27 protein-coding genes are annotated in these 24,804 nt (G+C 68.0%); 6 read left to right on the top strand and 21 right to left on the bottom strand.

All coding sequences use genetic code 11. The annotated features are described in order from the left end of the window. Positions 1–94 precede the first annotated feature (94 nt). Genes GGQ97_RS13640 through rsmI form a run of 4 tightly spaced genes read right to left on the bottom strand, consistent with a single transcriptional unit; the run spans position 95 to position 2,891 of the window. The gene (locus GGQ97_RS13640; protein ID WP_168070394.1) at positions 95–694 is read right to left on the bottom strand and encodes a VTT domain-containing protein; all 600 of its coding nucleotides are present in this window, start codon (positions 692–694) and stop codon (positions 95–97) included. Then, positions 687–1,649, bottom strand: coding sequence for a glutathione synthase (gshB, locus tag GGQ97_RS13635; RefSeq protein ID WP_168070392.1), 963 nt, complete (start codon positions 1,647–1,649; stop codon positions 687–689). The genes GGQ97_RS13640 and gshB overlap by 8 nt, the downstream gene beginning before the upstream one ends. Positions 1,650–1,701: 52 nt before the next feature. Further along, positions 1,702–2,058 carry a YraN family protein gene (locus GGQ97_RS13630; RefSeq protein ID WP_168071089.1) on the bottom strand — a complete coding sequence of 119 codons (357 nt, stop codon included), beginning with the start codon at positions 2,056–2,058 and terminating at the stop codon, positions 1,702–1,704. Then, positions 2,055–2,891 carry a 16S rRNA (cytidine(1402)-2'-O)-methyltransferase gene (gene rsmI / locus GGQ97_RS13625; RefSeq protein ID WP_168070390.1) on the bottom strand — a complete coding sequence of 279 codons (837 nt, stop codon included), beginning with the start codon at positions 2,889–2,891 and terminating at the stop codon, positions 2,055–2,057. Before rsmI ends, GGQ97_RS13630 begins: the two co-directional genes overlap by 4 nt. On the opposite strand from rsmI, the gene GGQ97_RS13620 reads away from it, so the two are divergent. Continuing rightward, the gene (locus GGQ97_RS13620) at positions 2,890–4,014 is read left to right on the top strand and encodes a penicillin-binding protein activator (protein WP_168070389.1); all 1,125 of its coding nucleotides are present in this window, start codon (positions 2,890–2,892) and stop codon (positions 4,012–4,014) included. The two genes, rsmI and GGQ97_RS13620, sit on opposite strands and share 2 nt — an antisense overlap. Positions 4,015–4,098: 84 nt before the next feature. Beyond that, positions 4,099–4,395: a hypothetical protein gene (locus GGQ97_RS13615; protein WP_168070388.1), complete on the top strand. Its 297-nt coding sequence runs from the start codon at positions 4,099–4,101 to the stop codon at positions 4,393–4,395. On the opposite strand, the gene hemW is transcribed toward GGQ97_RS13615, so the two are convergent. The 3 genes from hemW to rph are packed head-to-tail and all read right to left on the bottom strand — an operon-like array spanning position 4,362 to position 6,828. After that, positions 4,362–5,528, bottom strand: a complete 1,167-nt coding sequence (gene hemW, locus GGQ97_RS13610) for a radical SAM family heme chaperone HemW (protein WP_168070386.1) — start codon at positions 5,526–5,528, stop codon at positions 4,362–4,364. The genes GGQ97_RS13615 and hemW overlap by 34 nt on opposite strands. Next, positions 5,513–6,121, bottom strand: a complete 609-nt coding sequence (gene rdgB / locus GGQ97_RS13605; protein ID WP_425338725.1) for an RdgB/HAM1 family non-canonical purine NTP pyrophosphatase — start codon at positions 6,119–6,121, stop codon at positions 5,513–5,515. The genes hemW and rdgB overlap by 16 nt, the downstream gene beginning before the upstream one ends. Next, complete coding sequence (rph, locus tag GGQ97_RS13600) at positions 6,118–6,828, bottom strand: ribonuclease PH (RefSeq protein WP_168070383.1); 711 nt, start codon at positions 6,826–6,828, stop codon at positions 6,118–6,120. The genes rdgB and rph overlap by 4 nt, the downstream gene beginning before the upstream one ends. 121 nt (positions 6,829–6,949) lie before the next feature. On the opposite strand from rph, the gene hrcA reads away from it, so the two are divergent. Then, positions 6,950–7,981 (top strand): heat-inducible transcriptional repressor HrcA, encoded by a 1,032-nt coding sequence (hrcA, locus tag GGQ97_RS13595; protein ID WP_168071087.1) that lies wholly within the window; start codon positions 6,950–6,952, stop codon positions 7,979–7,981. Between the two features lie 2 nt (positions 7,982–7,983). Beyond that, complete coding sequence (gene grpE / locus GGQ97_RS13590) at positions 7,984–8,517, top strand: nucleotide exchange factor GrpE (RefSeq protein WP_168070382.1); 534 nt, start codon at positions 7,984–7,986, stop codon at positions 8,515–8,517. 2 nt (positions 8,518–8,519) lie between these two features. Here the strand turns inward: grpE and GGQ97_RS13585 are convergent, their stop codons facing one another. From GGQ97_RS13585 to GGQ97_RS13575, 3 genes are all read right to left on the bottom strand, one after another. Continuing rightward, positions 8,520–9,779, bottom strand: a complete 1,260-nt coding sequence (locus tag GGQ97_RS13585) for an FAD-dependent oxidoreductase (RefSeq protein ID WP_168070380.1) — start codon at positions 9,777–9,779, stop codon at positions 8,520–8,522. Continuing rightward, the gene (locus GGQ97_RS13580) at positions 9,776–12,364 is read right to left on the bottom strand and encodes a TonB-dependent receptor (RefSeq protein WP_168070378.1); all 2,589 of its coding nucleotides are present in this window, start codon (positions 12,362–12,364) and stop codon (positions 9,776–9,778) included. Before GGQ97_RS13580 ends, GGQ97_RS13585 begins: the two co-directional genes overlap by 4 nt. A 102-nt stretch (positions 12,365–12,466) precedes the next feature. Next, a complete protein-coding gene (locus tag GGQ97_RS13575) occupies positions 12,467–12,949 on the bottom strand; it encodes a vgr related protein (RefSeq protein ID WP_168070377.1) in 483 nt (160 codons plus the stop codon). Positions 12,950–13,026: 77 nt separating this feature from the next. On the opposite strand from GGQ97_RS13575, the gene GGQ97_RS13570 reads away from it, so the two are divergent. Both GGQ97_RS13570 and fabF read left to right on the top strand, forming a co-directional pair. After that, a complete protein-coding gene (locus GGQ97_RS13570; RefSeq protein ID WP_168070376.1) occupies positions 13,027–13,263 on the top strand; it encodes an acyl carrier protein in 237 nt (78 codons plus the stop codon). 100 nt (positions 13,264–13,363) lie between these two features. Continuing rightward, a complete protein-coding gene (gene fabF, locus GGQ97_RS13565) occupies positions 13,364–14,620 on the top strand; it encodes a beta-ketoacyl-ACP synthase II (RefSeq protein WP_168070374.1) in 1,257 nt (418 codons plus the stop codon). Between the two features lie 30 nt (positions 14,621–14,650). Here the strand turns inward: fabF and mltG are convergent, their stop codons facing one another. From mltG to GGQ97_RS13510, 11 genes are all read right to left on the bottom strand, one after another. Further along, positions 14,651–15,616: an endolytic transglycosylase MltG gene (gene mltG / locus GGQ97_RS13560; RefSeq protein WP_168070373.1), complete on the bottom strand. Its 966-nt coding sequence runs from the start codon at positions 15,614–15,616 to the stop codon at positions 14,651–14,653. Next, positions 15,613–15,975 (bottom strand): SH3 domain-containing protein, encoded by a 363-nt coding sequence (locus GGQ97_RS13555; protein WP_168070372.1) that lies wholly within the window; start codon positions 15,973–15,975, stop codon positions 15,613–15,615. Before GGQ97_RS13555 ends, mltG begins: the two co-directional genes overlap by 4 nt. After that, positions 15,923–16,279, bottom strand: a complete 357-nt coding sequence (locus tag GGQ97_RS13550; protein ID WP_168071085.1) for a MarR family transcriptional regulator — start codon at positions 16,277–16,279, stop codon at positions 15,923–15,925. The genes GGQ97_RS13555 and GGQ97_RS13550 overlap by 53 nt, the downstream gene beginning before the upstream one ends. A gap of 122 nt (positions 16,280–16,401) precedes the next feature. After that, the gene (locus tag GGQ97_RS13545) at positions 16,402–17,802 is read right to left on the bottom strand and encodes a leucyl aminopeptidase family protein (protein ID WP_168070370.1); all 1,401 of its coding nucleotides are present in this window, start codon (positions 17,800–17,802) and stop codon (positions 16,402–16,404) included. Positions 17,803–17,891: 89 nt separating this feature from the next. Next, entirely contained in the window at positions 17,892–18,674 is a 783-nt protein-coding gene (locus GGQ97_RS13540; protein WP_168070369.1) for an SDR family oxidoreductase, read from the bottom strand. Continuing rightward, complete coding sequence (gene rimO, locus GGQ97_RS13535; RefSeq protein WP_168070367.1) at positions 18,655–20,040, bottom strand: 30S ribosomal protein S12 methylthiotransferase RimO; 1,386 nt, start codon at positions 20,038–20,040, stop codon at positions 18,655–18,657. The genes GGQ97_RS13540 and rimO overlap by 20 nt, the downstream gene beginning before the upstream one ends. Positions 20,041–20,089: 49 nt before the next feature. After that, the gene (locus GGQ97_RS13530) at positions 20,090–20,590 is read right to left on the bottom strand and encodes a DUF3833 family protein (RefSeq protein ID WP_168070366.1); all 501 of its coding nucleotides are present in this window, start codon (positions 20,588–20,590) and stop codon (positions 20,090–20,092) included. Further along, entirely contained in the window at positions 20,568–22,448 is a 1,881-nt protein-coding gene (acs, locus tag GGQ97_RS13525) for an acetate--CoA ligase (RefSeq protein ID WP_168070365.1), read from the bottom strand. Before acs ends, GGQ97_RS13530 begins: the two co-directional genes overlap by 23 nt. Position 22,449: 1 nt before the next feature. Further along, entirely contained in the window at positions 22,450–23,499 is a 1,050-nt protein-coding gene (locus GGQ97_RS13520) for an NAD(P)-dependent alcohol dehydrogenase (RefSeq protein WP_168070363.1), read from the bottom strand. Between the two features lie 2 nt (positions 23,500–23,501). Then, positions 23,502–24,341, bottom strand: a complete 840-nt coding sequence (locus tag GGQ97_RS13515) for an aldolase/citrate lyase family protein (protein WP_168070361.1) — start codon at positions 24,339–24,341, stop codon at positions 23,502–23,504. Then, positions 24,338–24,790: a MaoC family dehydratase gene (locus GGQ97_RS13510; protein WP_168070359.1), complete on the bottom strand. Its 453-nt coding sequence runs from the start codon at positions 24,788–24,790 to the stop codon at positions 24,338–24,340. The genes GGQ97_RS13515 and GGQ97_RS13510 overlap by 4 nt, the downstream gene beginning before the upstream one ends. Between the last annotated feature and the right edge of the window lie 14 nt (positions 24,791–24,804).

The raw sequence follows: 24,804 nt of genomic DNA, 5'->3' as shown, positions 1-24,804 counted from the left end.
CCCTCAAAGCGTTCCGCCGGTTAACGCGAGGCTAAACAACTGAATCGGAGCGATCTTTCGTGATCCGCCGCGCCATTACAGCAACCGTATCGGATCAACTCATCGCGCGATAACGGATCAGCCGCCATAGATAGCCGAGGACCAGGGTGACCAGGATCGCGTTGCTGACCGGGCCAAGCCACTGGTCCACCTCGGTGAACTGTTCGCGCAGCTTGAACCCTGCATAGGCGAGCGCCGAGGTCCATCCTGCCGTTCCGATGGTGGAAGCGATGAAGAAGGTCTTGAAGCGCATCTTGAGGAGTCCGGCCGGGACCGAGACGAGGCTCCTGACCGTCGGCAACATCCGGCCGAGGAAGACGAAGAAGGTGCCGTTCTGCCGGAACCAGTGTTCCGCGCGCTGCACCTCGTTCCAGTCCATTGTGATCCAGCGCCCGAACCGGTCGATCAGGGGCTTGAGCCGGATAATGCCGAGCGCGCGGGCGGCAAGATACCACACGATATTGCCGAGCATCGCGCCGGTGGTTCCAGCGGCGATCACCCCGGCCAGGCTCATCTGCCCCTTGGCCGCGGCCACCCCCGCGACCGGCATGATCACTTCCGACGGGATCGGCGGAAAGATGGTTTCCAGGAACATCAGGAAGCCCACGCCGAGGTAGCCCGATTGCTCGATCAGGCGGATGACCCAATCACCCACGGACGTCACCCCGCCCGAGCTTGCGCTCGATCGCATCCCAGATCAGCCCGGCGCTGTTGATGCCCTCGAACCGGTCCAGCGCGACGAGGCCGGTCGGTGAGGTGACGTTGATCTCGGTCAGCATGCCGCCAATCACGTCGATGCCGACGAACAGCAAGCCGCGGCGGCGAAGCTCGGGACCGAGCGCCTCGCAGATCTCGCGCTCGCGGTCGCTGAGGTCGGTACGATGCGCGGTACCGCCGGCGGCAAGGTTGGAACGGATTTCTCCCGCGCCGGGTACGCGGTTGATGGCGCCGATCGGGTCCCCATCGACCAGGATGATGCGCTTGTCCCCCTCGCTGACGGCCGGGAGAAAGGCCTGGGCGATAAACGGCTCTTTCCAGGTTTCGGAGAACAGCTCCGCCAGCGCGCGCAGGTTGCTGCCGTCGTGGCCGATGCGGAACACGGCGGCACCGGCATTGCCATGCAGCGGCTTGACCACGATCTCGCCGTGACGGGCACGAAAGGCGGTCAGTTCCTCCATGCTGCGGGTGATCAGGGTCGGTGGCATGAAGCGGGCGAAGTCGAGCACCCACAATTTCTCGGGCGCACTTCGGACATTGGCCGGGTCGTTGACCACCAGGGTCTTGCCGTCGAGCCGCTCGAGCAGGTGCGCGGCGGTGATGTAGCCCATGTCGAAGGGCGGGTCCTGGCGCATCAGGATGACGTCCACGTCCTCGGCCAGATCGAGCGAGGTCGGGTCGCCTGGCGCGAAATGCTCGCCATGCGCCCGCTTGACCGTAACCGGCCGCGCCCGGGCGCGGAGCGCCCCATCCTCGTAGGTCAGGGCATCGGCCGGATATTCGAACAGGCGATGCCCGCGCCCCTGCGCTTCGAGCATCAGCGCGAAGGTCGAATCCCCGTCGATATTGATGGATTCGAGCGGATCCATTTGGACCGCGACGGTGAGGCTCATGGGGACTCCGGCAAAAACTGAGCCGCCGCCTTAGTGACCCGCCAACCCCCTGTCATCCTTGCCAGACGTCGACCAGATAGCGCGGCAACTGGCCCGGGACGATGTGGATGACGTCGATCCGGACGTCCTCGGCCTCCCCGATGAAGCGTGGCAGCAGCAGCTCGGCGGCAGCGGCGACCCGCCGCAGGCGGTGGGTGTCGAGCGAGGCATCGGCCGCTGCGCGGGTCGCGCGGGCCTTGACCTCGACAAAGGCCAGCACCTTGCCGCGGCGGGCGACGAGATCGACTTCGCCAACCGGGGTCCGAACCCGCTGGCCGAGCACGGTCCAGCCCTTGCAGCGCAGATACCATGCGGCGAGGTCTTCCGCTCGCCGGCCTCTCCGCTCGGCCTCGGCGCGGGCCTCGCTCAGCGGCCGAGTTCCAGCGCGCGTTCATAGGCAAGCTTGCGCCGCACTCCGAGACGCTGGGCGATCGCGGCGGCGGCCCGGCTCGGGCTTTCCCCGGCGGCGAGGGCGGCGCGCAGTGCACTGTCGAGGTCCTCGAGACTGGGCGCTTCGGCGTCGGGCGGCGGCCCGACCACGACCACGATCTCGCCCTTGGGCGGCGCCTCGGCATAGCGGGCGGCGAGTTCGCGTAGGTCGCCGGTCACGCACTCCTCGTGCAGCTTGGTCAATTCCCGCGCCACCGCCCCTTCCCGCGCCCCAAGCCCATCGGCAAGGGCGGTCAGCATGGCGGCGAGGCGCGGCCCGCTTTCGTAAAGCACGAGGGTCGCGCGGATGGCGGCGACTTCGGCAATGGCGTCGGCCCGGGCTTTTTCCTTGGCAGGAAGAAAACCGAGGAACAGGAAGCGGTCGGTGGGCAGGCCGGCGAGGGTCAATGCCGCCACCGCCGCGCAAGCGCCCGGCACGGTGACGATGTTGTGCCCGGCGGCCCGCGCTTCCCGCACCAGTTTGTAGCCGGGATCGCTGATCAGCGGGGTTCCGGCGTCGCTCACGAGGGCGATCGCTTCCTGTCCGAGGCGGGCGACGATCGCGTCGCGGTCGGCGGAGTCGCTATGGTCGTTGTAGGTGCGCATCGGCACATGGGCGTCGACGTGCGCCATGATCCGCGAACTGACCCTCTTGTCCTCGGCCAGGACTAGCGCCGCACGCCGCAGCACATCGGCGGCCCGCATCGTCAGGTCGCCGAGATTGCCGATGGGGGTCGCGACGATGTAGAGGCCAGGGGGCAAGGGATCGTTCATGGGAAGCAGCACCGTCATGGCACTCTCGGCCAGCCCGGCACAAGGCCGCCGGACTTTTCTCACCGCCGCGCTTGGCGCGCTGTTGCTGGCGGGTTGCGCCGGCCGTCCGCTCGATCGGCCGGGATCCGGCGGCTCCCGGGTCAATCGCGTCGCGGTTCTGGTCCCGCTGACGGGTCCCGACGCGGCGGTTGGCCGGGCACTTGGCAATGCAGCCCGGCTGGCGATGCTCGACACGGGAACCAAGGCCTTTGAGCTCACTCTCTTCGACACGGCCCAGCGCGGCGCTCTCGCTGCGGCCCAGCAGGCGATCGCTGCCAATCACGGCCTAATCCTGGGTCCATTGCTCAGCGCCGACGTCCGCGCGGCTACTCCGCTGGCCCAGCGGGCCCGCGTGCCACTGATCGCCTTCAGCAACGATCGCGACGCCACGGCGCCCGGCGCGTACATCCTGGGCTTTACGCCGAGCCAGGCCGTCGAGCGGGTGGTGCTCGAGGCCGCGGCGCGGGGCAGCCGGCGCTTCGCGGCGATCGCGCCGGCGAGCGACTATGGCCAGCGCTCGATGCAGGCATTCTCCGCGGCGGTCCGGCAAGCGGGCGGCCAGTTGGTCGGAATCGAGACGTATGACGCGCCGGGCTCCGCACGTGCGGCGGCGCGGCGGCTCGGGAACCGTCCCTACGATGCCATCCTCATCGCCGACAATGTGCGCGTGGCGGGCGCTGCAGCGGCCGGAATTCCCGGCGGAGCGCGGATCCTCGGCACGGAACTGTGGGCATCGGGCGGAGCCGGAAGCAGCACGCGCCTGCGCGGCGCTTGGTTCGCGGCACCGACGGAGGGGCGCTGGAGCCAGTTCGTCGGGCGCTACCGGGCGCGCTATCCCGGTCAGAACCCGCCCCGCATCGCCAGCCTCGGCTATGATGCGGTTCTGCTGGCCTCCCGGGCGGCGCGTAGCTGGAAGCCTGGCCGGCGCTTTCCGTTGGGCGCCATCGACGACCGCGAAGGCTTTGCAGGCGTCGATGGCATCTTCCGCTTTCGCTCCGACAACGTCGCCCAACGCGCGTTCGAGGTGCGGGCACTGACAGCCTCTGGTTCGACCCCGGTTTCACCGGCACCGACGAGCTTCTGAGAGGACTGGAAAACACCCGCGAATCGAGTCATCCTGCGCCCCGCAACCACTTGGGGAGGGGCCTTTGTGATGCTTACAGGGTTGATGTTGATTGGCGCCGCTGCGGCCATGCAGGCGGACGGGGCGACGCAGCGAAAGGCATTCGTGACGTGCCTGCGGACCACTGTCGAACAAGCCACGAAAGACAAGAAGACTCCCGCCGATTTCGACGGCATGGCGCGGGCCGGCTGTTCGGCGCAGATGACGGCGTTCAAGTCGGCGCTGGTCGCGGTCGACCTTCGCAACGGCAGGTCGCGCAAACCGGCGGAAAGTGACGCCGACCAGCAGATTTCGGACTATGTCGCCAGCTATGCCGAGCGGATCACCGCCGACGGGGGTTGAGGGTCGGCTATCAGGCCCAGGATGTGATCGAGCAGCAGCCGGCCCGCGGCGGTGGTCCGGAGCCGATCGCCTGTCCATGACAGGTGGCCGCTGGCGACGAGCCGGGCGACCGCGCGATCGTCGAGCAGGCGGTCGAGGCCGAAGCGCGACCTGATCGCCTCCGGGTCGATGCCCTCGGCCAGCCGCAGGCCCATCACCAGTGCCTCGTCGGCCGATTCGATCGGCGACAGGGGCGCTTCCTCGACGATGCCGTGGCCGTTGCGAGCGAGGCCCGAAAGGAAATTCTCGGGCTTCCGGTGGCGAACGGTGCGCTGGCCGAGGCGGCGGCCATGGGCGCCAGGGCCGACGCCCGCATAATCGGCGTAACGCCAGTAGGTGAGGTTGTGGCGGCTTTCCTGGCCCGGCCGGGCATGGTTGCTGACCTCGTACAGCGGCAGGCCGGCGGCGGCGGTCACCTCGCCGGTCAGTTCGAACATGTCGGCGGCCTGGTCGAAATCGAGCGGATCAAGCTTGCCCGCGGCATGCAGCGCGGCGAAGCGGGTGCCGGGTTCGATCGTCAGCTGGTAGAGCGAAAGGTGGCCGGTCCCGAGCGCAAGGGCGCGGTCCAGCATCGCCTGCCAAGCGGACAGTGCCTGACCGGGGAGGGCATAGATGAGGTCGAAGGTCACGCGGCCGAAGTGGCGCTGGGCGATATCGAGCGCGCCGAGGCCTTCGCCTGCGGAATGGGCGCGGCCGAGGAAGCGCAAGGCGCTGTCGTCGAGCGACTGGAGGCCGAGGCTGACGCGGTTGATCCCCGCCGAAGCGAGATCGGCGAAGCGTGCGGCCTCGACCGAGGACGGATTGGCCTCCAGCGTGATCTCGATATCGTCCGCGGCGGGCCAATGGCGGCGGGCCGCGTCGATCAGCGCCTCGGCGGTGGCCGGGTCCATCAGCGAGGGCGTGCCGCCGCCGAAGAAGATGCTGGTCAGCCGCCGTCCGGGAAGCAGCGCCGCTTCATGCGCGAGGTCGGCCAGCAACGCGTCGCGCCATGCCTGCTGGTCGACCGACTCGCGGACGTGGCTGTTGAAGTCGCAATACGGACATTTGCTGACGCAGAACGGCCAGTGGAGGTAGAGGGCTAGGTCGCCAGCCATTGCACCAGTTGCTCGAACGCCTTGGCGCGATGGCTCATGGCGTGCTTGGCTTCCGGCTCCATCTCGCCGAAGGTCTGCTCGTGGCCGTGGGGCACGAACACCGGGTCGTAGCCGAAGCCGTTTGCACCGCGCGGCGGCCAGACGAGATGACCCAACGACTTGCCTTCGAAGCTTTCGGTGCGGCCGTCGGGCCAGGCGAGGCTGAGTGCGCAAGTGAAGTTCGCGTCGCGGCCGGCTTCGGGTCCGGCGGCCTCGAGAGCCTCCTCGACCTTCTGCATCGCGCGGCCGAAGTCACGGTTGCCGGCTTCGTCCTCGGCCCAGCGGGCGGAGTGGATGCCCGGGTCCCCGTTCAAGGCATCGACGCTGAGGCCGCTGTCGTCGGACAGGGCGGGCAAGCCGGTCAGGTCGGCGGCGGCACGCGCCTTCAGTTCGGCGTTGGCGACGAAGCTGGTGCCGGTCTCCTCGGGCTCAGGCAGGTCGAGTTCGGCGGCGCCGACGCATTCGATTCCGAACGGTGCGACCAGCGCGCGGATTTCGCGCAGCTTGCCCTCGTTATGGGTCGCGATGACCAGCTTCGGCCCGACCGCGTTCACCGCCCGCACGCCTTCAGCTGCGCCGCGAAGATGTCGCCGCAGCCGATCCGGGCGAGGCGGAGCAGGCGCAGCAGGCCCTCTTCGTCAAAGGTCGCGCCTTCGGCAGTAAGCTGCGCCTCGACGATCGCGCCATCCGCGGTCAGCACGAAGTTGCCGTCGCTGCCGGCGGTCGAATCCTCGAGATAGTCGAGGTCGAGGACGGCAGTATCCTGGTGGAAGCCGCAACTGACCGCGGCGACCTGGGTGCGGATCGGGTCGGCGGAGAGCTTGCCCATGGTGCCGTCCACCGCGAGGCGAAGCGCGACCCAGGCGCCCGAGATGGCGGCGGTACGGGTGCCGCCGTCGGCCTGGATGACGTCGCAATCGAGCACGATCTGGCGCTCGCCGAGCAATTGCAGGTCGGTGACGGCGCGCAGGCTACGGCCGATCAGGCGCTGGATTTCCTGGGTGCGGCCCGACTGCTTGCCCTTGGCGGCCTCGCGCGCGCCGCGGGTGTGGGTGGCACGGGGGAGCATGCCATATTCCGCGGTGACCCAGCCCTGGCCCTTGCCGCGCAGGAACGGTGGCACCTTCTCCTCGAGGCTGGCGGTGACCAGCACGCGGGTGTCGCCGAAGCTGACGAGGCACGAGCCTTCGGCGTGCTTGGTGAAGCCCGGCTCGAAGCTCAGGGTGCGCATCTGGTCGGGGGCGCGGCCGGATGGGCGCATTGATCTGTCTCCTGCAATGGGGTTTGCGGGCCCTTACCCCCTCCTGCGCCGCGAAGTCGAGGCATGGGGAGCGGCCAAGTTCAAAGGTGACGGAACGAGACGGCGATCCTACATGCCTGCCATGAGCCCGCCGCTGCCCGAATTGACGACCAGGATGCGCGACATCTTCGGCCGCGTGGTGGAGGCCTATCTCGAGCGCGGCCAGCCGATCGGATCGAAGTCGCTGAGCGGCGCCGTGAACCTGTCGCCGGCGTCGATCCGCTCGGTCCTGGCCGAGCTCGAGGCGTGCGGATTGCTGACCCATCCGCACACGTCGGCCGGGCGGCTTCCGACCGAGACGGGGCTGCGGCTGTTCGTCGACGGGATCATGCAGTCGCACCTGCCGAGCGCGGAGGAGCGGGCGGCCATTGAGCGGCAGGTCAAGGACCGGCCGCTGGAGGAAGCGCTGGCCAACGCCACCGCGGCCCTGTCCGGACTGTCGGCGTGCGCCGGGGTGGTAGTCGCGCCCAAATTCGAGCGGCGGCTGCGCCAGCTGGCGTTCGTTCCGCTCAACGCCGCCCAGGCGCTTGCGGTCGTGGTCGGCGAGGATGGCAGCGTCGAGAACCGGATGGTCGCGCTTCCGCCCGGACTGACCGCTTCTGCGCTGAGCGAGATCGCGGCGTTTGTGACGGCACGGCTTGCGGGGCTGACGCTGGGCGAGGCCGAGGCGCGGCTGAGGCAGGAAATCAGGGACCGGCGCGAGGCGCTGGATGCGGCGGCGGCCGAGCTGGTTGCGACCGGCCTGGCCGAGTGGCGGGAAGATGGCCCGGCACGGCCAATCCTGATCGTGCGCGGCCAGGCCAACCTGCTGGACGAGGCGGCGGCGCTGGATCTGGACCGGGTGCGGCGGCTGCTCGACGAGCTGGAAGACCGGCAGGAAATCGTCCGCCTGCTCGAAAGCGCGCGCGAGGGCGAAGGATGCCGGATCTTCATCGGATCCGAAAACCGGATGTTTGCCTTGTCGGGCTCAAGCGTTATCGCGGCGCCGTATCGCGGGGCCGAAGGCCGGGTAGTCGGCGTGGTGGGGGTGATCGGGCCGACGCGGTTGAACTATGCGCGGATCGTTCCCATGGTTGATTATACGGCGCAAGCACTCACCAGATTGATGGGATAAGAATGACTGATCGTCACGACGAGGCCGAGGAAATCCGCGCGGAAACTGCGGAGAACAGCCCCGAATTACAGGAACATGACCAGTTCGCCGAGCTTCAGGCGAAGCTCGAGGAAGCGCAGCAGAAGGCGTTGTACGCCGCCGCCGAGGTGCAGAACGTGCGCCGGCGGGCCGAGCAGGAGCGGACCCAGGCGGTGGCTTACGCCAACACCGGATTTGCCCGCGACATGCTCAGCGTGAAGGACAATCTCGACCGTGCGCTGTCGCACATCCCGGAGGGTGCGCGCGACGGCGAATTGAAGAACTTCATCGAGGGCATCGAGGCGACCGCACGCGAGCTGGACGCTGTATTCGGCCGTCACGGCGTGACCCGGGTCGAGGCCAAGGGACTGCCGCTCGATCCCAATCGGCACCAGGCGATGATCGAGATTCCCTCCGATGCCGAGCCTGGCACCGTGATCGAGGAAATGCAGGCCGGCTACGTGCTGAAGGACCGCCTGCTGCGCCCGGCGCTGGTCGGGGTCGCCAAGGCCGGCTGAGGTCAGATAACGGCGCGGTTCGGCTTGGTGCCCTTGGTGGCGAGGCTGAACCGCGGGTCGGGACGTGTGCCGTCGAGCGTCAGTTCGGCGGCGATCCGCCCCACTTCCGGGCCGTGCTTGAAGCCGTGGCCCGATCCGCCGCCGACCAGGATCATGTTCGTCCAGCGCGGATGGCGGTCGATCAGGAAATCGCCGTTCGCGCTGTTTTCGTACTGACAGACTTCGGCCGTCGCCAGCGGGGCGCCGCGCAGGCCCGGGAAGCGGCGGTCGCGAAAGGCGACGACTTCGGCCAGCGCAGCGTCGGTGGGACGGCGATCGTTGCGATCCGGATCGACGTCGGGGCCGTGCGAATCGTGGGCGAACTTCACTCCTTTGCCCTCGAGGTCGGGGAAACCGTAATAAACGTCGCCGCCGTTGAAATCGGCCCAGCCGGGCATCGCTCCCGGCCGGTACGGATGGTTGCCCGGGGGCGGGGCAAAGGTGAACACTTCCTGCCTCGTGGCGACGATGCGGCGGCCGATGACCTCCGGAAACAGCTTGGCCATCCAGGGTCCGGCCGCGGCTACGAAATGGTCGGCTTCGATGCGCTCGCCGCTGGTAGAGTGCAGGGCGTCGATCCTGTCGCCTGCCGGGCGGGGCGGAGCGGCGGCGAACGACAGGAACGCTCCGCCGTCGGCCTGGAAGCGCTGCGCCAGGGTCTGGACCGACCGCCGGGCCATCAGCGCGCCGAAGCCGGGTTCGAACATCCCCGCCGAGACACCGGCAAAGTCGATCATCGGGAAGCGCCTGGCCATTTCGACGTGGGACAGCGCTTGCGTCGGCAGGCCGAGCTCGCGGTGCACGCGAAGGCTCTCGGTCAGGTAGGGGTTCTCGCCCTGGAAGAAGAACAGGACGCCGGTCGGGTGGAAGATGGGGAGCCCGGAAAGCAGGCTGAGCTTCTTCCATTCGGTCAGGCTGGCGACCGCCATGCGGGCATAGATGGCGTCCTTGCCATAACCCGCCCGGGTCATGCGCGACTCGCCGCCGCTGCTGGCACGGCTGTGCGCGGGGCCCGCTGCGTCGAGCAGGGAAACGCGGGCTCCGCGCCGGCGTAGCTGCTCGGCGGTCCACGTCCCGAACACGCCGGCGCCAAGCACCGCGATTCGCGGGGCCGAACCAATGCTCTCGGCGCGTACCATCGCCGGGGCCGAGACGGCAGCGCCGCCCGCTCCGAGGAGGAGCGAGCGGCGCGTTACCGTGACAACGGGAGTGGTGTCGCTCACCCCCGGACGGGGGCCGGGGCTGGCGGCGGAGGCGGCGGCGGCGTCACCGGCGGGCAGACATCGGTCGCGAGAATGACCGATCCGTCGCCGCAGGTCTGCGTCGGCGGCGGCGGAGCCGGCGGTGGTGGCGGCGGCGGAGGCAGAGGCGCCGCTTCCTCGCGGACCGACGCGAACTTGTACCGCAGCGTCAGCCCGATCTCGCGCGGGCGGCCGATGTTGTAGCCGAGCCGGGCCCGTCCGCCGCGCTCGCGGTCGAACGACAGGAGGGCGTTCTCGTCGAACAGGTTGTTGGCGTAAAGCTGCACGCCAAGACCGCTGTCGAAGTCGATCCCCGCCGACAGATTGACGAGGTCATAGGCCGGAAGCAGCAGGTTGACCCGGGTCGAGGCAGTCGCGGGCGCGCCGTTGAACGGCAGGCCGGAGACGAAGGTGCGCGGGTTGTTCTCCTGGTCGGCGGGCTGGGTGTAGCGATTGCCGACCCGCTGCCAGCTGGCCGAGACATACCATTCGCTGCTGTCGCTGAAGCGGCTGCCATAGGTGGCCGAGGCGGCGAACTGATATTTGGGCACGCTCGGCAGGCGGTTGCCGTCCCGAATGCCGGTCGCGGCGGCGAGGGCGCCGGGCAGGGTGGTGTCGAACTCGGCATTGAGCAGGCTGCCGGCAAAGCTCAGGTCGAGACCCTGCGCCGGGCGGAGGTTGAATTCGGCCTCGATTCCGCGGGTGTGCGCCTTGTCGACGTTGAACACGACGCGGCTGGAGCAGCTGCCCGCATCAAGGGTCACCTGCAGGTTCTTGATGTCGGTGTAGAAGGCCGCTGCGTTGAAGGTCACCGGGCCGCGGCTGAATTTCACCCCGCCCTCGTAATTCCACAGCGTCTCGTCGTCGTAATTCTGGAAGCCGCCGAACAGCGTCCGGTCGGCCGGCGAGCAGAGCGGCAGGTTGAGCGGATCGTTGACCCCGCCGAGCCGGAAGCCCTTGGCTGCCTGCAGGTTGAAGGTGAGGTTGCGGTTCGGCTCGAACGACAGGATGGCGCGCGGGCTGAAGCCGTTCGACTTGGTCTTGTCGCCGATCCGGCGGTCGCCGTTGGCGAACAGGCCACCGGAGATGAAGTCGCGGCTTTCCGAGAAGTCGTAGAAGCGGCCGCCACCGGTCAGCTTGACCTGCCCGAAGTCGTAGGTCGCTTCACCGAACACCGCCTTCTGCTTGATGTCGTAAGGCAGGTCGGCGTTGTAGGGCGAGTTGGCGGGGAAGCCGTTGCGGACGGCGACGGCGGTGCCGGCCCCGAGCGCGGCATCGGTGGCGGCGTCATAGCCCGGGGTGGGCAGGCGCTGCGTATATTGCCGGTCGACCTTGGAATAGAAGCCGCCGACAACCCACGAGAAGGGGCCGCTGCCCGTCGAGGATAGGCGAAGCTCCTGGCTCCACTGCTTGAGGTCGGTGGTATCGACGAGGTTCGACGGGAGGTTCACCGCCGCGTTGCTGAAGCCGAGGTCGACCGACACCGAGCCGGTCAGCGCCGAGGCGTCGCGGCTGACCAGGATGTCGCGGTCGATGTAGCTGGTGACGGAGGTCAGCTCGACTCCGCCGAGGTCCGCGCTTGCGGTAAGGTCCGCAAGGCGGGTCTTGTCGCGGAATTTCTCACGCAGGAGGAGATATTGCTCGCGCTCCTGGAAGGTGCGCGCCGGCACGGTGAAGGGGTTCGAATAAAGATTGAAGATCTCCTGGCGGTTGAAGCCGTCGGCCTCGATCTCCTGGTAGACGATGCGCGGCGTGAGGCGGATGCCGGGCGCGGGCTGCCACAGCAGCGAGATGCGGGTGCCGACTCGGGTGCCGTCGTTGACGTCCTCGCCGGCGGCCGGTCCGACCGCATCGACGAAGCCCGCGAACTTGGTCGCATAGCCCACCACCCGAAGCGCGGCGGTGGGGCCGAGCGGAAGGTTGATGGCGCCCTTGAGATGCCCACCCTGGCCGCCGTCGGCGAGGGTGTTGATGTTGGCTTCGATCTGACCTTCGGTGCGGTCGGTGCGCGGCTGGTTGGTGATGTAGCGGATGGTGCCGCCGACGCTGCCCGAACCGAACAGCGTTCCCTGCGGCCCGCGCAGGGTTTCGACGCGGTTAAGGTCGAACAGGTCGAAGTCGGGCGTGAACAGCGACAGCGAGACGACGCTTTCGTCGAGGTAGACCCCGACCTGTTCCTTCACGCCCGGCTGGTCGCGGACGATCTGGCCGGCGGACACGCCGCGGACGCTGACCTGGCTCTGTCCCGGCCCGAGGTTCTGGACCTGCAGACCGGCGACGTTGCGGCTGATGTCCTCGATCGTCGAAGCGTTGGCGCGCTGAATATCTTCCTGGGTCTGGGCGTTGATCGAAAAGGGAACGTCCTGGACGGTCGAGGCGCGCTTGGTCGCGGTGACGATGATGTCGCCAAGGCCACGCTCATCCTGGTCCGGCGCAGGATCGGAAGCGGTCGACGTGGCGGCCTGCGCCTGGCTTTCGCCGGTCGTCTGCGCGGCTGCCGGAACGGCAAGGGCGAGGCTGGCGGTGGTGGCGAGCAGCGTCCGGGTCGGACTGACGGACAGGCGCATGATGGTCCCCCTTCTGTTTGACAGTGAGAGGCTATCGCGAAGTGACGTCATCGGCGAGGGGAGGCCGGGCTCAAGGCGGCTATTGCGCAACCTTTGTGGCTGTCAGGTAACAGTACGCTCAGGATCAGAAAACGGCAGAATACGCTCGATTCTGGCAAGGTCGGCGGCCTTGGCCAGCCTGATGCCGTGGCGCTGGAGAAACGCGTGGCGGACAAGTTCCGCTTGCTGTTCAAGCCCGTAGCCAAGGAACGGGCGGCCCTCGTCGAACCGGTAGGCGTATCGGCAGAAGGGGTGGCGCATCAGCGGCAGGTAGAAGCGGCCCGAGCGGGCGGTCTGCCAGACATGGGTCATCTCATGGATAAACAAGCCCTGCAGTGCCCAGTCCGCCTTGCTGAAATCCTCCCGCCAGTTGGGATCGTCGGGGTGGAAGTGGATATGGCCGCACGGGGCCATCACGATCCCGCGCGACTGGAATGGCCACCATTTGCGCCGGACGAGCTGGACGGACGGGTAATCGATGCCGTCGCCGAACACCGATCGGGCCATCTCGATCTCGCCTCGGGTCAGGGGGCGTGCGGGCGTCATGGGACACATCCTCTTGGCAACGCCCAAGCGTCTCGCTAACGCACTGGCCAAAGCTTTGCAGGAAGGAAAGTGTTGAGATGAGCGAGACCGCAGAACGGGTGAAGAAGATCGTCGTCGAGCATCTGGGCGTCGAAGCCGAGAAGGTCACGGAAGAAGCGAGCTTCATCGACGATCTCGGTGCCGACAGCCTCGACATCGTCGAGCTGGTCATGGCGTTCGAGGAAGAGTTCGGGGTCGAGATCCCCGACGACGCGGCCGAAAAGATCACCACCGTCAAGGATGCGATCGACTACATCGACCAGCATCAGAGCTAAGCTCGTCCACACGGGCTCGCCGAGGCGATAGGAACAGGCTCGGCGTTGCCGGGCCTGTTTCTGTATTCGGCCCAGATCATGTCTACTCAGGGGAGTGCTTATGCGTCGTGTCGTGGTGACCGGTCTCGGGTTGGTGACGCCGCTTGGTTGCGATGTCGAAACCGCCTGGAGCAACATTCTCGCCTCCAAGAGCGGCGCGGGGCCGATCACGCGGTTCGACGCTTCCGACTACAAGTGCCAGATCGCCTGCGAGGTGAAGCCGGCCGATCATGAATATGGGTTCGACCCGGGCAAGAGGGTCGATCACAAGATCCAGCGCCAGGTCGATCCGTTCATCATCTTCGGTCTCGATGCGGCCGGCCAGGCGCTCGAGGATGCCGGGCTGACCGACATGTCGGACGAGATGAAGCTGCGCGCCGGCTGCTCGATCGGCAGCGGCATCGGCGGTCTTCCGGGCATCGAGAGCGAAAGCCTGGTGCTGGCTGAAAAGGGTCCGGGCCGGGTCTCCCCGCACTTCGTCCATGGCCGCCTGATCAATCTCATCTCGGGCCAGGTCTCGATCAAATACGGCCTGATGGGGCCGAACCATGCGGTGGTGACCGCCTGCTCGACCGGCGCCCACTCGATCGGCGACGCGGCGCGAATGATCCGCGACGACGATGCCGACATCATGGTCGCGGGCGGCGCCGAGGCGACCATCTGCCCGATCGGAGTCGCCGGCTTCGCCCAGGCCCGCGCGCTCAACATGAGCTATAACGACCGGCCCGAGCAGGCCAGCCGCCCCTACGACAGGGACCGCGACGGATTCGTCATGGGCGAAGGCGCAGGCGTCATCGTGCTCGAGGAATATGAGCATGCCAAGGCGCGCGGCGCCAAGATCTATGCCGAGGTGGTTGGCTACGGCCTGTCGGGCGATGCCTATCACGTGACCGCCCCGCACCCGCATGGTGCCGGCGCCGAGAATGCGATGCGGATGGCGCTTCGCAAGGCGGGCATGGAGCCGGGCGACATCGATTACATCAACGCCCACGGCACCTCGACAATGGCCGACACGATCGAGCTGGCGGCCGCCAAGCGGGTGTTCGGCGACGATCTCGGCGGCGCGTCGATGAGCAGCACCAAGTCGGCGATCGGCCACCTGCTGGGCGGCGCGGGCGCGGTGGAGAGCATCTTCTGCATCCTCGCGCTGCGCGACCAGATCGTGCCGCCGACACTCAACCTCGACACCCCGGACGAGGGCACCGAGGGGGTCGACCTCGTCCCCCACGTCGCGAAGAAGCGGCCGGTGAAGGCGGTGCTGAACAACAGCTTCGGCTTTGGCGGGACCAACGCCTCGCTGATCCTGAAAGCGATCTGATCGGGAGGGCTCCGGCCTGGCCGGAGCCCGTCACATCTCGCCGCGCGCGCGGCGGATGGCGAACCACTTCTGGACGTTGGCATTATGCTCGCTGAGCGTGCGGGCGAAGATGTGCCCGCCGGTGCCGTCGGCGACGAAGTAGATATACTGATGTTGTTCGGGGTCGAGCACGGCGGCGATGCTGGCGCGGCCGGGATTGGCGATCGGGCCGAGCGGAAGGCCGGGCCGGCGATAGGTGTTGTAGCCGGTGTCCGCGTCGAGCTCCGAGCGGAGGATCCGGCGGCCGAGCGGCTTGCCCTTGGTCACCGGGTAGATGACGGTCGGGTCGGCATCGAGCTTCATGCCGATCTTGAGGCGGTTGCAGTAGACACCGGCCACCGCGCGGCGCTCGGAGGGCTTGCCGGTTTCCTTTTCGACGATCGACGCCAGCGTGACCGCTTCCTGCGGGGTGGCAACTGGGCAAGTGCCGACCTTCCGGGAAGGCCATAGCTCGGCCAGCGTCCGGTCCATCGCCGCCTTCATCCGCGCTGCGACCTCGGCCCGGGGTTCGCCGCGGGCGAAGCTGTAGCTGTCGGGGAGCACCGATCCTTCGGCGATCTCGGGCACCGGTCCGGTGAGGAAGGGGACGGCGGCAAGCTTGTCGGCGACGAGGATGCTGGGCGTGCCCTCGGGAATGGTGACGAGGCGCTGCACCGGCTGACCGTGCTGGAGGATATCGAGCAGCTTGGCGCCGCTGGTGCCGGCCGGGATTTCGAATTCGCCGGCCTGGATGCCGTCGGCCGATCCCAGCAGTCGCGCGAACAGGCGGTAGCTGGTGCAATTGCCGGGAATCAGGCTGCGGCGCTCAAGCTCGGGGCACAGGCGGGTCAGGGTGGCGCCTTCGGTGACGGTGACCGTTTCGGCCTTGGCCGAGCCGCCGGACCACCACAGCAGCGTCACCGCGGCGAACGCCGCAAGGAGGCCCGCCACGATCGCGCCGAGAAGAAACCGGATCATGCGCCGACGGCGGCGGCCGAAACATAGCCGACCAGCCCGCCGGCATAGCCCCAGACCCACCCGCGGCTGCGGTCAAGGATCCGGATCGACGCGCCCGGCTCAAGCTCGGCCAGCGTTTCGGATTCGGCGGAAGGACCGGCCTTCAGTGCGGCGGCGCGGGCGACGTGACACTGCAGCGGCTCCGCGTAATGCGAAGCGATCACTGTCCCGGCGAGCGCGATATCCGCCAGGTCCTGGCGATAGGCGTGGGTACGCGGATCGGGATGGGTGGACGGGCCGGCCAGTGGAAAGCCGCCGGCCGGAGCCTCAGCGATGGGCGTGGGCGAGCTGCCCGAGGGCCGGCCGCCGGTCGGGATCACGGTCGCCGCCGCGTTCGCTGCCCCGGATGTTACGCTTGAACCCTTCAAGGAAATCGGCCCCGCTGCTGGTCCGGACGACGAAGACATTGCGCCTGTCGTCCTGATCTCGTTCGCGGCGCAGATAGCCGAGCGCACCCAAGGTATTCAAGGCGCGGGTGACAACGGGCTTTGAAACACCCAGAACACGAGCAAGACCGCGGACGGTGTGGGGGCCAGGCGTCAGATAGACGATCATCAGCAGGGCCATCTGCCGGTTGGTCAGATCCGGTTCGCCGGATCGGACGTAGCCGACAAGGGCTCGCATCCACCCGCTTAGCGATGCATCGCTCATTGGACTGGAAACTCCTCGCCTGCCTAGCGTGCCCTGTTAACCGGCGAGGAACCGAAATGTTGCGCCCGTGCGACGTTTGGACCGAAAAACAGTCGCTAAGAGCGACGGAACCGGCGGGACAGGGCAGCATGGACAGCGCGAAGCCCAAGCGCTTCGCCGCCCTTGGGACGCCCCGGACGAGGCGCGGGTCGCCAGGCAAAGGTGTCGAGATGGGCCCAGGCCGTGCCCTCGCGGACGAAGCGGCGCAGGAACAGGGCGGCGGTGATGGTCCCGGCGAAGGGCGAGTCGGCACTGTTCGACAGGTCGGCGAGGTCGCTTTTCAGCATGTCGTCATAGCCGTCCCACAGCGGGAGCCGCCACAGCGGATCGGCAACGTCGGAACCGGCGGCGATGAGGTCGGCGGCAAGCGCGTCGTCGTTGCTGAAGGTGGCCGGAAGGTCGGGGCCGAGCGCGATCCGGGCCGCGCCGGTCAGGGTGGCGAAGTCGACCAGCGTTTCGGCACCTTCCTCGCCCGCGCGGGTCAGCGCATCGGCGAGGATCAGGCGGCCCTCGGCGTCGGTATTGTCGATCTCGACCTTGAGGCCCTGGCGGCTGGTCAGGATATCGCCGGGACGGAAGGCGCCACCCGCCACCGCATTCTCGACCGCCGGGATCAGCAGGTGGAGGCGGACCGGCCAGCGTTCGGCGACGATCAGCCGGGCCAGCGCCAAGGCGTGGGCAGCACCGCCCATGTCCTTTTTCATCAATCGCATCCCGGCGCCGGGCTTGAGGTTAAGGCCGCCGGTGTCGAACACCACGCCCTTGCCGACGATCGCCAGCCTGGGGTGGGATGGGTCGCCCCAGCGGGCCTCGATCAGCCGCGGCGCGCGGGCGGGAAGGGCGGCCGCGCCGACCGCGTGGATCATCGGATAGCCCTGTTCGAGCGCGTCGCCCTTGGTGACCTCGACGTCGACGCCCGAGCCCTTGGCCCAGTCGCGCACCGCGCGTTCGATTTCGGCCGGGCCAAGATCGCCGGCCGGGGTATCGACGAGATCGCGGACAAGGGCGGTGGCGTCGGCGAGACGGACCATCTCGTCGACCCGCGCTGGCTCCGCGCTGAGCAGGATGCGGGGGCCGGCAGGCTGCTCCGGCTTGCTCTTGTAGGACGTGAAGCGGTGCTGGGCGAGCAGCCAGCCAAGCGCGGCGTTGCCCGGGACCATGTCGCCGGCAAGGCGATAGCTGCCCTCCGGAAGGCGCTCGGCGGCGTGAGCGAGGCACCAGGGCGTGAGCGCAGACAGCTTGGCCACCCCGACAAGGGCTTCCCATTCGCCGGCGGTGCCGCCGGGGATCAGCAGGAACTGCCCGGCCTTGCCCTCGAAACGGGCCGCCTCGACCAGTTGGCGGCGCGGCCCGGCGTGGGCTTTCAGCCATTCGGGCAGGAGCGTCGCATCGACGAGGTGGAGGAGGCGCGCGGCTTCCCCGCGGTCGGGACGGAGGAGGGTGGCGAAATCGGTCATGCCCAGCCCTTAGCCGACAAGGTCACGGCTCAGGAAGGCGGCTGTTGGGGCCCGTCGGCGTCAGGGGCGGCTCCGGCCCGGTGCTTCGCTCAGTCGCCCGGGCTTGCGGCGGAGCCGGCGAGGAGGCCGCCGTCGATGGTGAATTCCGAACCGGTGACGTAGGCGCTTTCGTCGGCGGCGAGATAGGCGACCATCGCTGCAACCTCCTCCGTCGTGCCGAAGCGGCGGAGCGGGGTGTCGGCGACCATCGCTGCCATTTTTGCCTCACGGTCGGGTCCGTCGCCGATCAGCGCTTCCCACATCGGGGTCAGGATGGCGGCCGGGTGCACGCTGTTGCAGCGGATCCGCCAGCCTTGCTGCGCGCAATAAAGCGCGACCGACTTGCTGTGGTTGCGGATCGCGGCCTTGGACGAAGCGTAGGCGGCCGCGCCGGGGATGCCGACCAGACCCGAGCGCGACGAGACATTGATGATCGAGCCGTCGCCCTTCGCCTTCATCGCGCGGATTGCATAGCGGCAGCCGAGGAAGGTGCCGTCGAGATTGGTGCGATGCACCGCATGCCATTCGGCGAGGCTGGCGTTCTCCGGATCGTGTGCGGCGGGCGCGCCTTCGAAGCCGGTGACCCCGGCGTTATTGACCAGCACGTCGCAGGCGGGATGAGGCCGGGCCAGTTCGTCCCAATGCTCTTCCTCGCGGACGTCGAGCAGCAGGAAGTCGGCGCCGAGCTTTTCGGCCGCGGCCGTTCCGGCGGCTTCGTCGATGTCCGTCATGACCAGCCGGGCGCCCTCCGCGTGGAAGCGCCGGGCGATCGCATGACCGATGCCGCGGGCGGCGCCGGTCACGATGCAGAGCTTACCCTCGAGCCGACTCAAGCGCCTGCTCCTGCACGGGAACGCCAAACAGGTCGTGCTCGTCGGCTTCCTCGACCAGCACCGTGGCGAAGTCGCCGGCGCGAAGATGGCCCGCATCGCGCAGATGGACCTCGCCATCGATCTCGGGTGCGTCGGCCTTGCTGCGGCCAGTCGCGCCGCCGGTCTCGGCATCGACCGCATCGACGATGATGTCGATCGTCTGCCCGACCTTGGCGGCGAGCTTTTCGGCCGAGATGCGCGCGGTCAATTCCATCACGCGCGCGTAACGCTCTTCCTTGACCTCTTCGTGCACGTGGCCGGGGAGGTCATTGGCGGGCGCACCCTCAACCGGCTCGAAGCGGAAGGCGCCGACGCGGTCGAGGCGGGCCTCGGCCAGCCATTGCAAGAGGTAGTCGAAATCCTCCTCGGTCTCGCCGGGGAAGCCGACCACGAAGGAGGAGCGGATGGCGATGTCGGGGACTTGCGCGCGCCATTGCACCAGCCGTTCGAGCACGCGGGCCTCGTTGGCGGGGCGGCGCATCGCCTTCAGCACCTTGGGACTGGCGTGCTGGAAGGGGATGTCGAGATAGGGGAGGACCAGCCCCTCCGCCATCAGCGGCATGATCCGGTCGACGTGCGGATAGGGGTAGACGTAGTGGAGGCGGACCCAAGGGCGATCGCCCTCGGGGGTGCGCAGCTCGCCCAGCGCGCGGGCGAGGTCGGTCATGTGGGCGCGGACGTCCGAGCCTTTCCACGGCCAGGCCGCATGCTTCAGGTCGAGGCCGTAGGCGCTGGTGTCCTGGCTGATGACCAGCAGCTCGCGCGTGCCCTGGGCGAGGAGCTTTTCGGCCTCGCGCAGGATGGCGTCGGGGCGGCGCGAGACGAGATCGCCGCGGATCTGCGGGATGATGCAGAAGGCGCAGCGGTGATTGCAGCCCTCGGAAATCTTCAGGTAGCTGTAGTGCTTGGGCGTCAGCTTGAGGTGCGGCGTCGCCTGCGGCACGAGGTCGAGATAAGGCGAGCGCGGGGCCGGGGCGGCGTCGTGCACGGCGGCGACCACGTCTTCGTAGGCGTGGGCTCCGGTGATCGCGAGGACGTTCGGGAAGCGGGCACGGATGACCTCGGCCTCGCGTCCCATGCAGCCGGTGACGATGACGCGGCCATTCTCGGCCAGCGCTTCGCCAATCGCCTCAAGGCTTTCTTCCTTGGCGGAATCGAGAAAGCCGCAGGTGTTGACCAGCACGACGTCGGCGCCTTCGTAGTCGGCGCTCATCTGATAGCCGTCGGAACGCAGCTGACCGAGGATCCGCTCGCTGTCGACGAGGTTCTTGGGACAGCCGAGACTGACCATGCCGACGCGCGGCGGGGTGGGAAGTACTGTTGCCATGGGAGGCGGCGCCGGTAGCCGAAAAGTGCGGCGAAAGCTAGGCTCAGCGCTATTTGCGGATGGTCTCGTTCAGGACGGCGACGCGGATTCCGAACTTGTAGGCTTCCAGCCGGTTGAGGATCGTGCGGCCATCGGGCTGGAGCGCGAGTTGCTGCTTGATGCGCAGCCCGCTTGGCGTGGTGTAGGCGAGATAGGCGCGCGGGCCGCGTACATCGACGCTGACCGGGCCTTTCGCGTCGGTCAGCGTGCTGAGATAACCGCCGGCCGGGAGCGTGCGGATCGTCCACACCCGCGTGCGCTGCGGCTTGTCCCCTTCGCTGATGCGCTGGGTAAGGGTCAGGGTATCGCCCGTCCTGATCCCACGGCTTTCGACCGAGACGGGCGCCTTTCCGCCGACGATGGGGTCAAGCGTTCCGCTTCCGCGGCTGTCGCCGGTGAAGAAGGCGACCGGATCGAGCGGCGCCGTGCCGGCCGCAAGTTCGGGCGCGGCGCAGCCGCCGAGCAGCAAGGCGAGCGGGAGGGCGGCCCTAGCGGTCGCGGACGAGCGCATCGACGACCCCCGGATCGGCCAGCGTGCTGGTGTCGCCGAGCTGGTCGAGCTGGCCTTCGGCGATCTTGCGGAGGATCCGCCGCATGATCTTGCCGCTGCGGGTCTTGGGGAGGCCGGGGGCGAACTGGATGCGTTCGGGGATGGCCAGCGCGCCGATATGCTTACGGACCTCGGCGTGAAGCTCGCGAACGATATCCTCACCGCCTTCCTCGCCGGCGTTGAGGGTGACGAAGGCGTGGATGCCCTGGCCCTTTAGGTCGTGCGGGGCGCCGACCACGGCGGCTTCGGCGACCAGCGGGTGGGCGACCAGGGCGCTTTCGACTTCGGCGGTGCCGATGCGGTGGCCCGAGACGTTGATGACGTCGTCGACCCGGCCGGTGATCCAATAGTCGCCATCCCCGTCCCGGCGGCAGCCGTCGCCGGTGAAGTAGAGGCCGGGGTAGGTGGTGAAATAGGTGTCGATGAAGCGCTGCGGGTCGCCCCAGACAGTGCGCATCTGGCCGGGCCAGGACCCACGCAGGCAGAGATTGCCGCTGACATCGTCGCCGTGGATTTCGCGCCCTTCGGCATCGACCAGTAGCGGCTCGATGCCGGGAAGGGGCCGGGTGGCGCTGCCGGGCTTCATCGAGGTGGCGCCGGGGAGCGGGGTCATCAGGACGCCGCCGGTTTCGGTCTGCCACCAGGTGTCGACGATTGCGCGGCGGCCGTCGCCGACCACATCGTGATACCAGCGCCAAGCCTCGGGATTGATCGGCTCGCCGACGGTGCCGAGCAGGCGGAGGCTTTCGCGGCGGTGCTTCTTCACCGGCTCGTCGCCCTCCCGCATCAGCGCGCGGATGGCAGTGGGGGCGGTGTAGAGGATCGTGACGCCGAGGCGGTCAATGGTTTCCCACAGGCGGCTGGCGTCGGGCCAGGTCGGCACGCCGTCGAACATGACGGTGGGGGTGCCCGCCATTAGGGGGCCGTAGAGGGTGTAGCTGTGCCCGGTGATCCAACCGATGTCGGCGGTGCACCAGAAAAGGTCGTCGACCTGCGGCTCGAACACCCAATCGAAGGTGGTGGCGACCCAGACGGCGTAGCCGCCGGTGGTGTGGACCACGCCCTTGGGCTTTCCGGTCGATCCCGAGGTGTAGAGGATGAACAGGGGATCTTCGGCGGCCATCGGCTCGGCCGGGCAATCAGCCTCGAGACGGTCGCGGTGGTCCTCCCAACGCAGGTCACGGCCCTCGCACATCGTGACTTCGCCCCCGGTGCGGGTGACGACGATGACGGTCTCGATGCCGGTCGCAAGGTCGCAGGCGGCGTCGACATTGGCTTTCAGGGGAATGCGCTTGCCGCCGCGCACGCCTTCGTCGGCAGTGATGACGACGCGGGCACCGCAATCGTCGATCCGGCCGGCGAGGCTTTCCGGCGAGAAGCCGCCGAACACCACCGAATGGACCGCGCCGATGCGGGCGCAGGCAAGCATCGCCGCCGCCGCTTCAGGGATCATCGGCATGTAGATCATCACCCGGTCACCCTTGCCGACCCCGCGCTCCTTCAGGAGATGGGCGAAGCGGCAGGTGTCGGCGTAGAGTTCAGCGTAGGTGACCGAGCGGCCGGCGCCGGGTTCGTCGGGCTCGAAGACCAGCGCGGTGTCGTTCGCCCGCTCGGCCAGGTGCCGGTCGAGGCAATTGGCCGACAGGTTGAGGATGCCGTCCTCAAACCAGCGGATGTGGAAGTCGGAACGAGTGAACGAGGTGTCGCCCGACCGCTCCGGAAAGGTCACCCAGTCGAGCCGCCGCGCCTGCTCCAGCCAGAAGGCGTGGGGATCGGAGGCATGAGCCTCGTGCAGCGCGGCGAGCTCGGTCGGGGTCATCTCAGGCGGTCTGCTCCATGTCGATCACGAAGCGGTAACGGACGTCGTTCTTGAGCAGGCGCTCATAGGCGTCGTTGACCTGCTCGATCCTGATGTGCTCGCAGTCGGGATAGATGTCGTGCTTGGCGCAGAAGTCGAGCATCTCCTGCGTTTCGGGAATGCCGCCGATCGCCGAGCCGCCGACGGCGCGGTTCCACCAGATGAGCTGGAAGCCCGTGAAGCCCGGCATCGGGGTCAGCGCGCCGACGATTACCATCCGGCCGGAGCGACCGAGGAGGTTGAGGTAGCCGTCGATCTCGTGGCTCACGGGGATCGTGTTGAGGATGAAATCGAAGCGGGTAGCGGCGGCGGCCATCTGCTCGGGATCGGTCGAGACGATCACGTCGTGCGCGCCAAGCTCGCGTGCGTCCTTGGCCTTTTCGGGCGTGGTCGTGATCATTGTCACGTGCGCGCCCATTGCGGCGGCGAGCTTCACGCCCATGTGGCCGAGCCCGCCGAGACCGATCACCGCGACCTTGGTGCCTTCGCCGACGTTATACTGGCGCAGCGGCGAATAGGTGGTGATGCCAGCACACAGCAACGGCGCGACGCGGGTGACGTCCATGCCGTCGGGCACCTTGCAGACGAAATGGTCGCGGACCACGACGTGGTCGGAATACCCGCCCTTGGTGACCGTCCCGTCGTGGAAGTCCTTGCTGTTGTAGGTCTGGATGCAGCCCTTGCGGCAGAACACTTCCCAGCCTTCGAGGCACTGGTCGCACTCCATGCAGCTGTCGACCATGCAGCCGACCGCGACGGTGTCGCCGACCTTGTGCTTGGTCACCTCGGGCCCGACCTCGGTGACGGTGCCGACGATCTCGTGACCCGGGACGACCGGATATCGGCTTCCGCCCCAGTCGTTGCGGCAGGTGTGGAGGTCGGAATGGCAGATACCCGAATGGGTGATCTTGATCGCGACATCGTTTGGCCGGAGGTCGCGGCGTTCGAACTCCATTTCGCGGAGCGGCTGGTCGGCGGCGTCGGTGCCCCAGCCCTTGGCGATGGTCGGCATGCTTATTCTCCTGCGCGGGCCAGCGTGCGCTGAGCCTGGATCAGATGGGGTTTGTCGACCATTCGGCCGTGGACGCTCAACACGCCGGCCGACGGATCGGCTGCAAAGGCTGCGACGATCGCACGGGCATTTGCGACCTGGTCAGGGGTAGGGGAGAAAGCCGCGTTGATCGGGCCGACCTGGGCCGGGTGGATCGCGAGCTTGCCCGTGAAGCCGTCGCGGGCGGCGTCGAGCGCTTCGTCGATCAGGCCGGCCTCGTCGCGGAAATCGGCGAACACGCCGTCGACCGGTTGCACTCCCGCGGCCGCAGCGCCGGCTAGGGTCAGGGTGCGGGCGAGCGTGTAGGGGGCAGTGTAGCGACCCTCGCCATCCTTGTTCGAGGCGGCGCCAAGCGCGGCGGAAAGGTCCTCCGCACCCCAGCTCATCGCGGCGAGCGGCGAATCCTTGACGTCGCGATAGGACAGCAGGCCGAACAACGAGGCGGCGGTTTCGGTGACAATGGCATGGATCGGGATCGAGCCCGAGCGGTGGGCAAGCTCGGTGATGTCGGCGCCGCTCTCGGCCTTGGGCAGGACCAGGCCGTGGATGTCAGCGGAGCCCAATAGTTCGAGGTCGAGGCGGTGGTCCTCGGTGCGAAGCGGGTTGATCCGGACCCACCATTGCGGCCCACCCGAACGAGAAGGCAGGTTGCGGAGGAGATCGCGGCCAAGCGCCTTGTTGGGGAGCGCGACGCTGTCCTCGAGGTCGAAGATCAGCGCATCGGCCTCGCTCTCCAGCGCCTTGGCGATCTTCTTCTCGCTGTCGGCGGGGACGAACAGCCAGGAACGTGGCTGGCGGCTCACGCAGCGGCCTTCTGGATGAGCGCGGTGCGCTTCATGGTGCAGACGGTCTGGCCGCGCTGGTTGATCGCGCGATGCTCCCAGGTGACGAGACCGGCGGTCGGGCGCGACCTGCTTTCGCGCTTGGACAGGCAGCTGCTTTCGAAGTGCAGCGTGTCGCCGATAAACACGGGGGAGGGCAGGCGGACTTCGTCGAAGCCGAGGTTGGCGACCAGCACGCCTTCGGTGGTGTCGGCGACCGACGCGCCAACCAGCAGCGAGAAGGTGAAGCAGCTGTTGACCAGGATCCGGCCGAACTCGGTGTCCTTGGCGGCTTCGGCGTCGAGGTGCAGCGGCTGGGGATTATGGGTGAGGGTGGAGATCAGGAGATTGTCGGTCTCCGTCACCGTGCGGCGGAGGGCGTGGGCGACCGTGTCGCCTTCCTTCCACTCGTCATAAAAGCGTCCGGGCATGGGTTGGGCTTAGG

The sequence above is a fragment of the Sphingomonas kaistensis genome, from assembly GCF_011927725.1.
Classification (GTDB): Bacteria; Pseudomonadota; Alphaproteobacteria; order Sphingomonadales; family Sphingomonadaceae; genus Sphingomicrobium; species Sphingomicrobium kaistense.
Note: the sequence above shows the minus strand (reverse complement) of the source record. Positions and strands in the feature narration are given on the sequence as shown.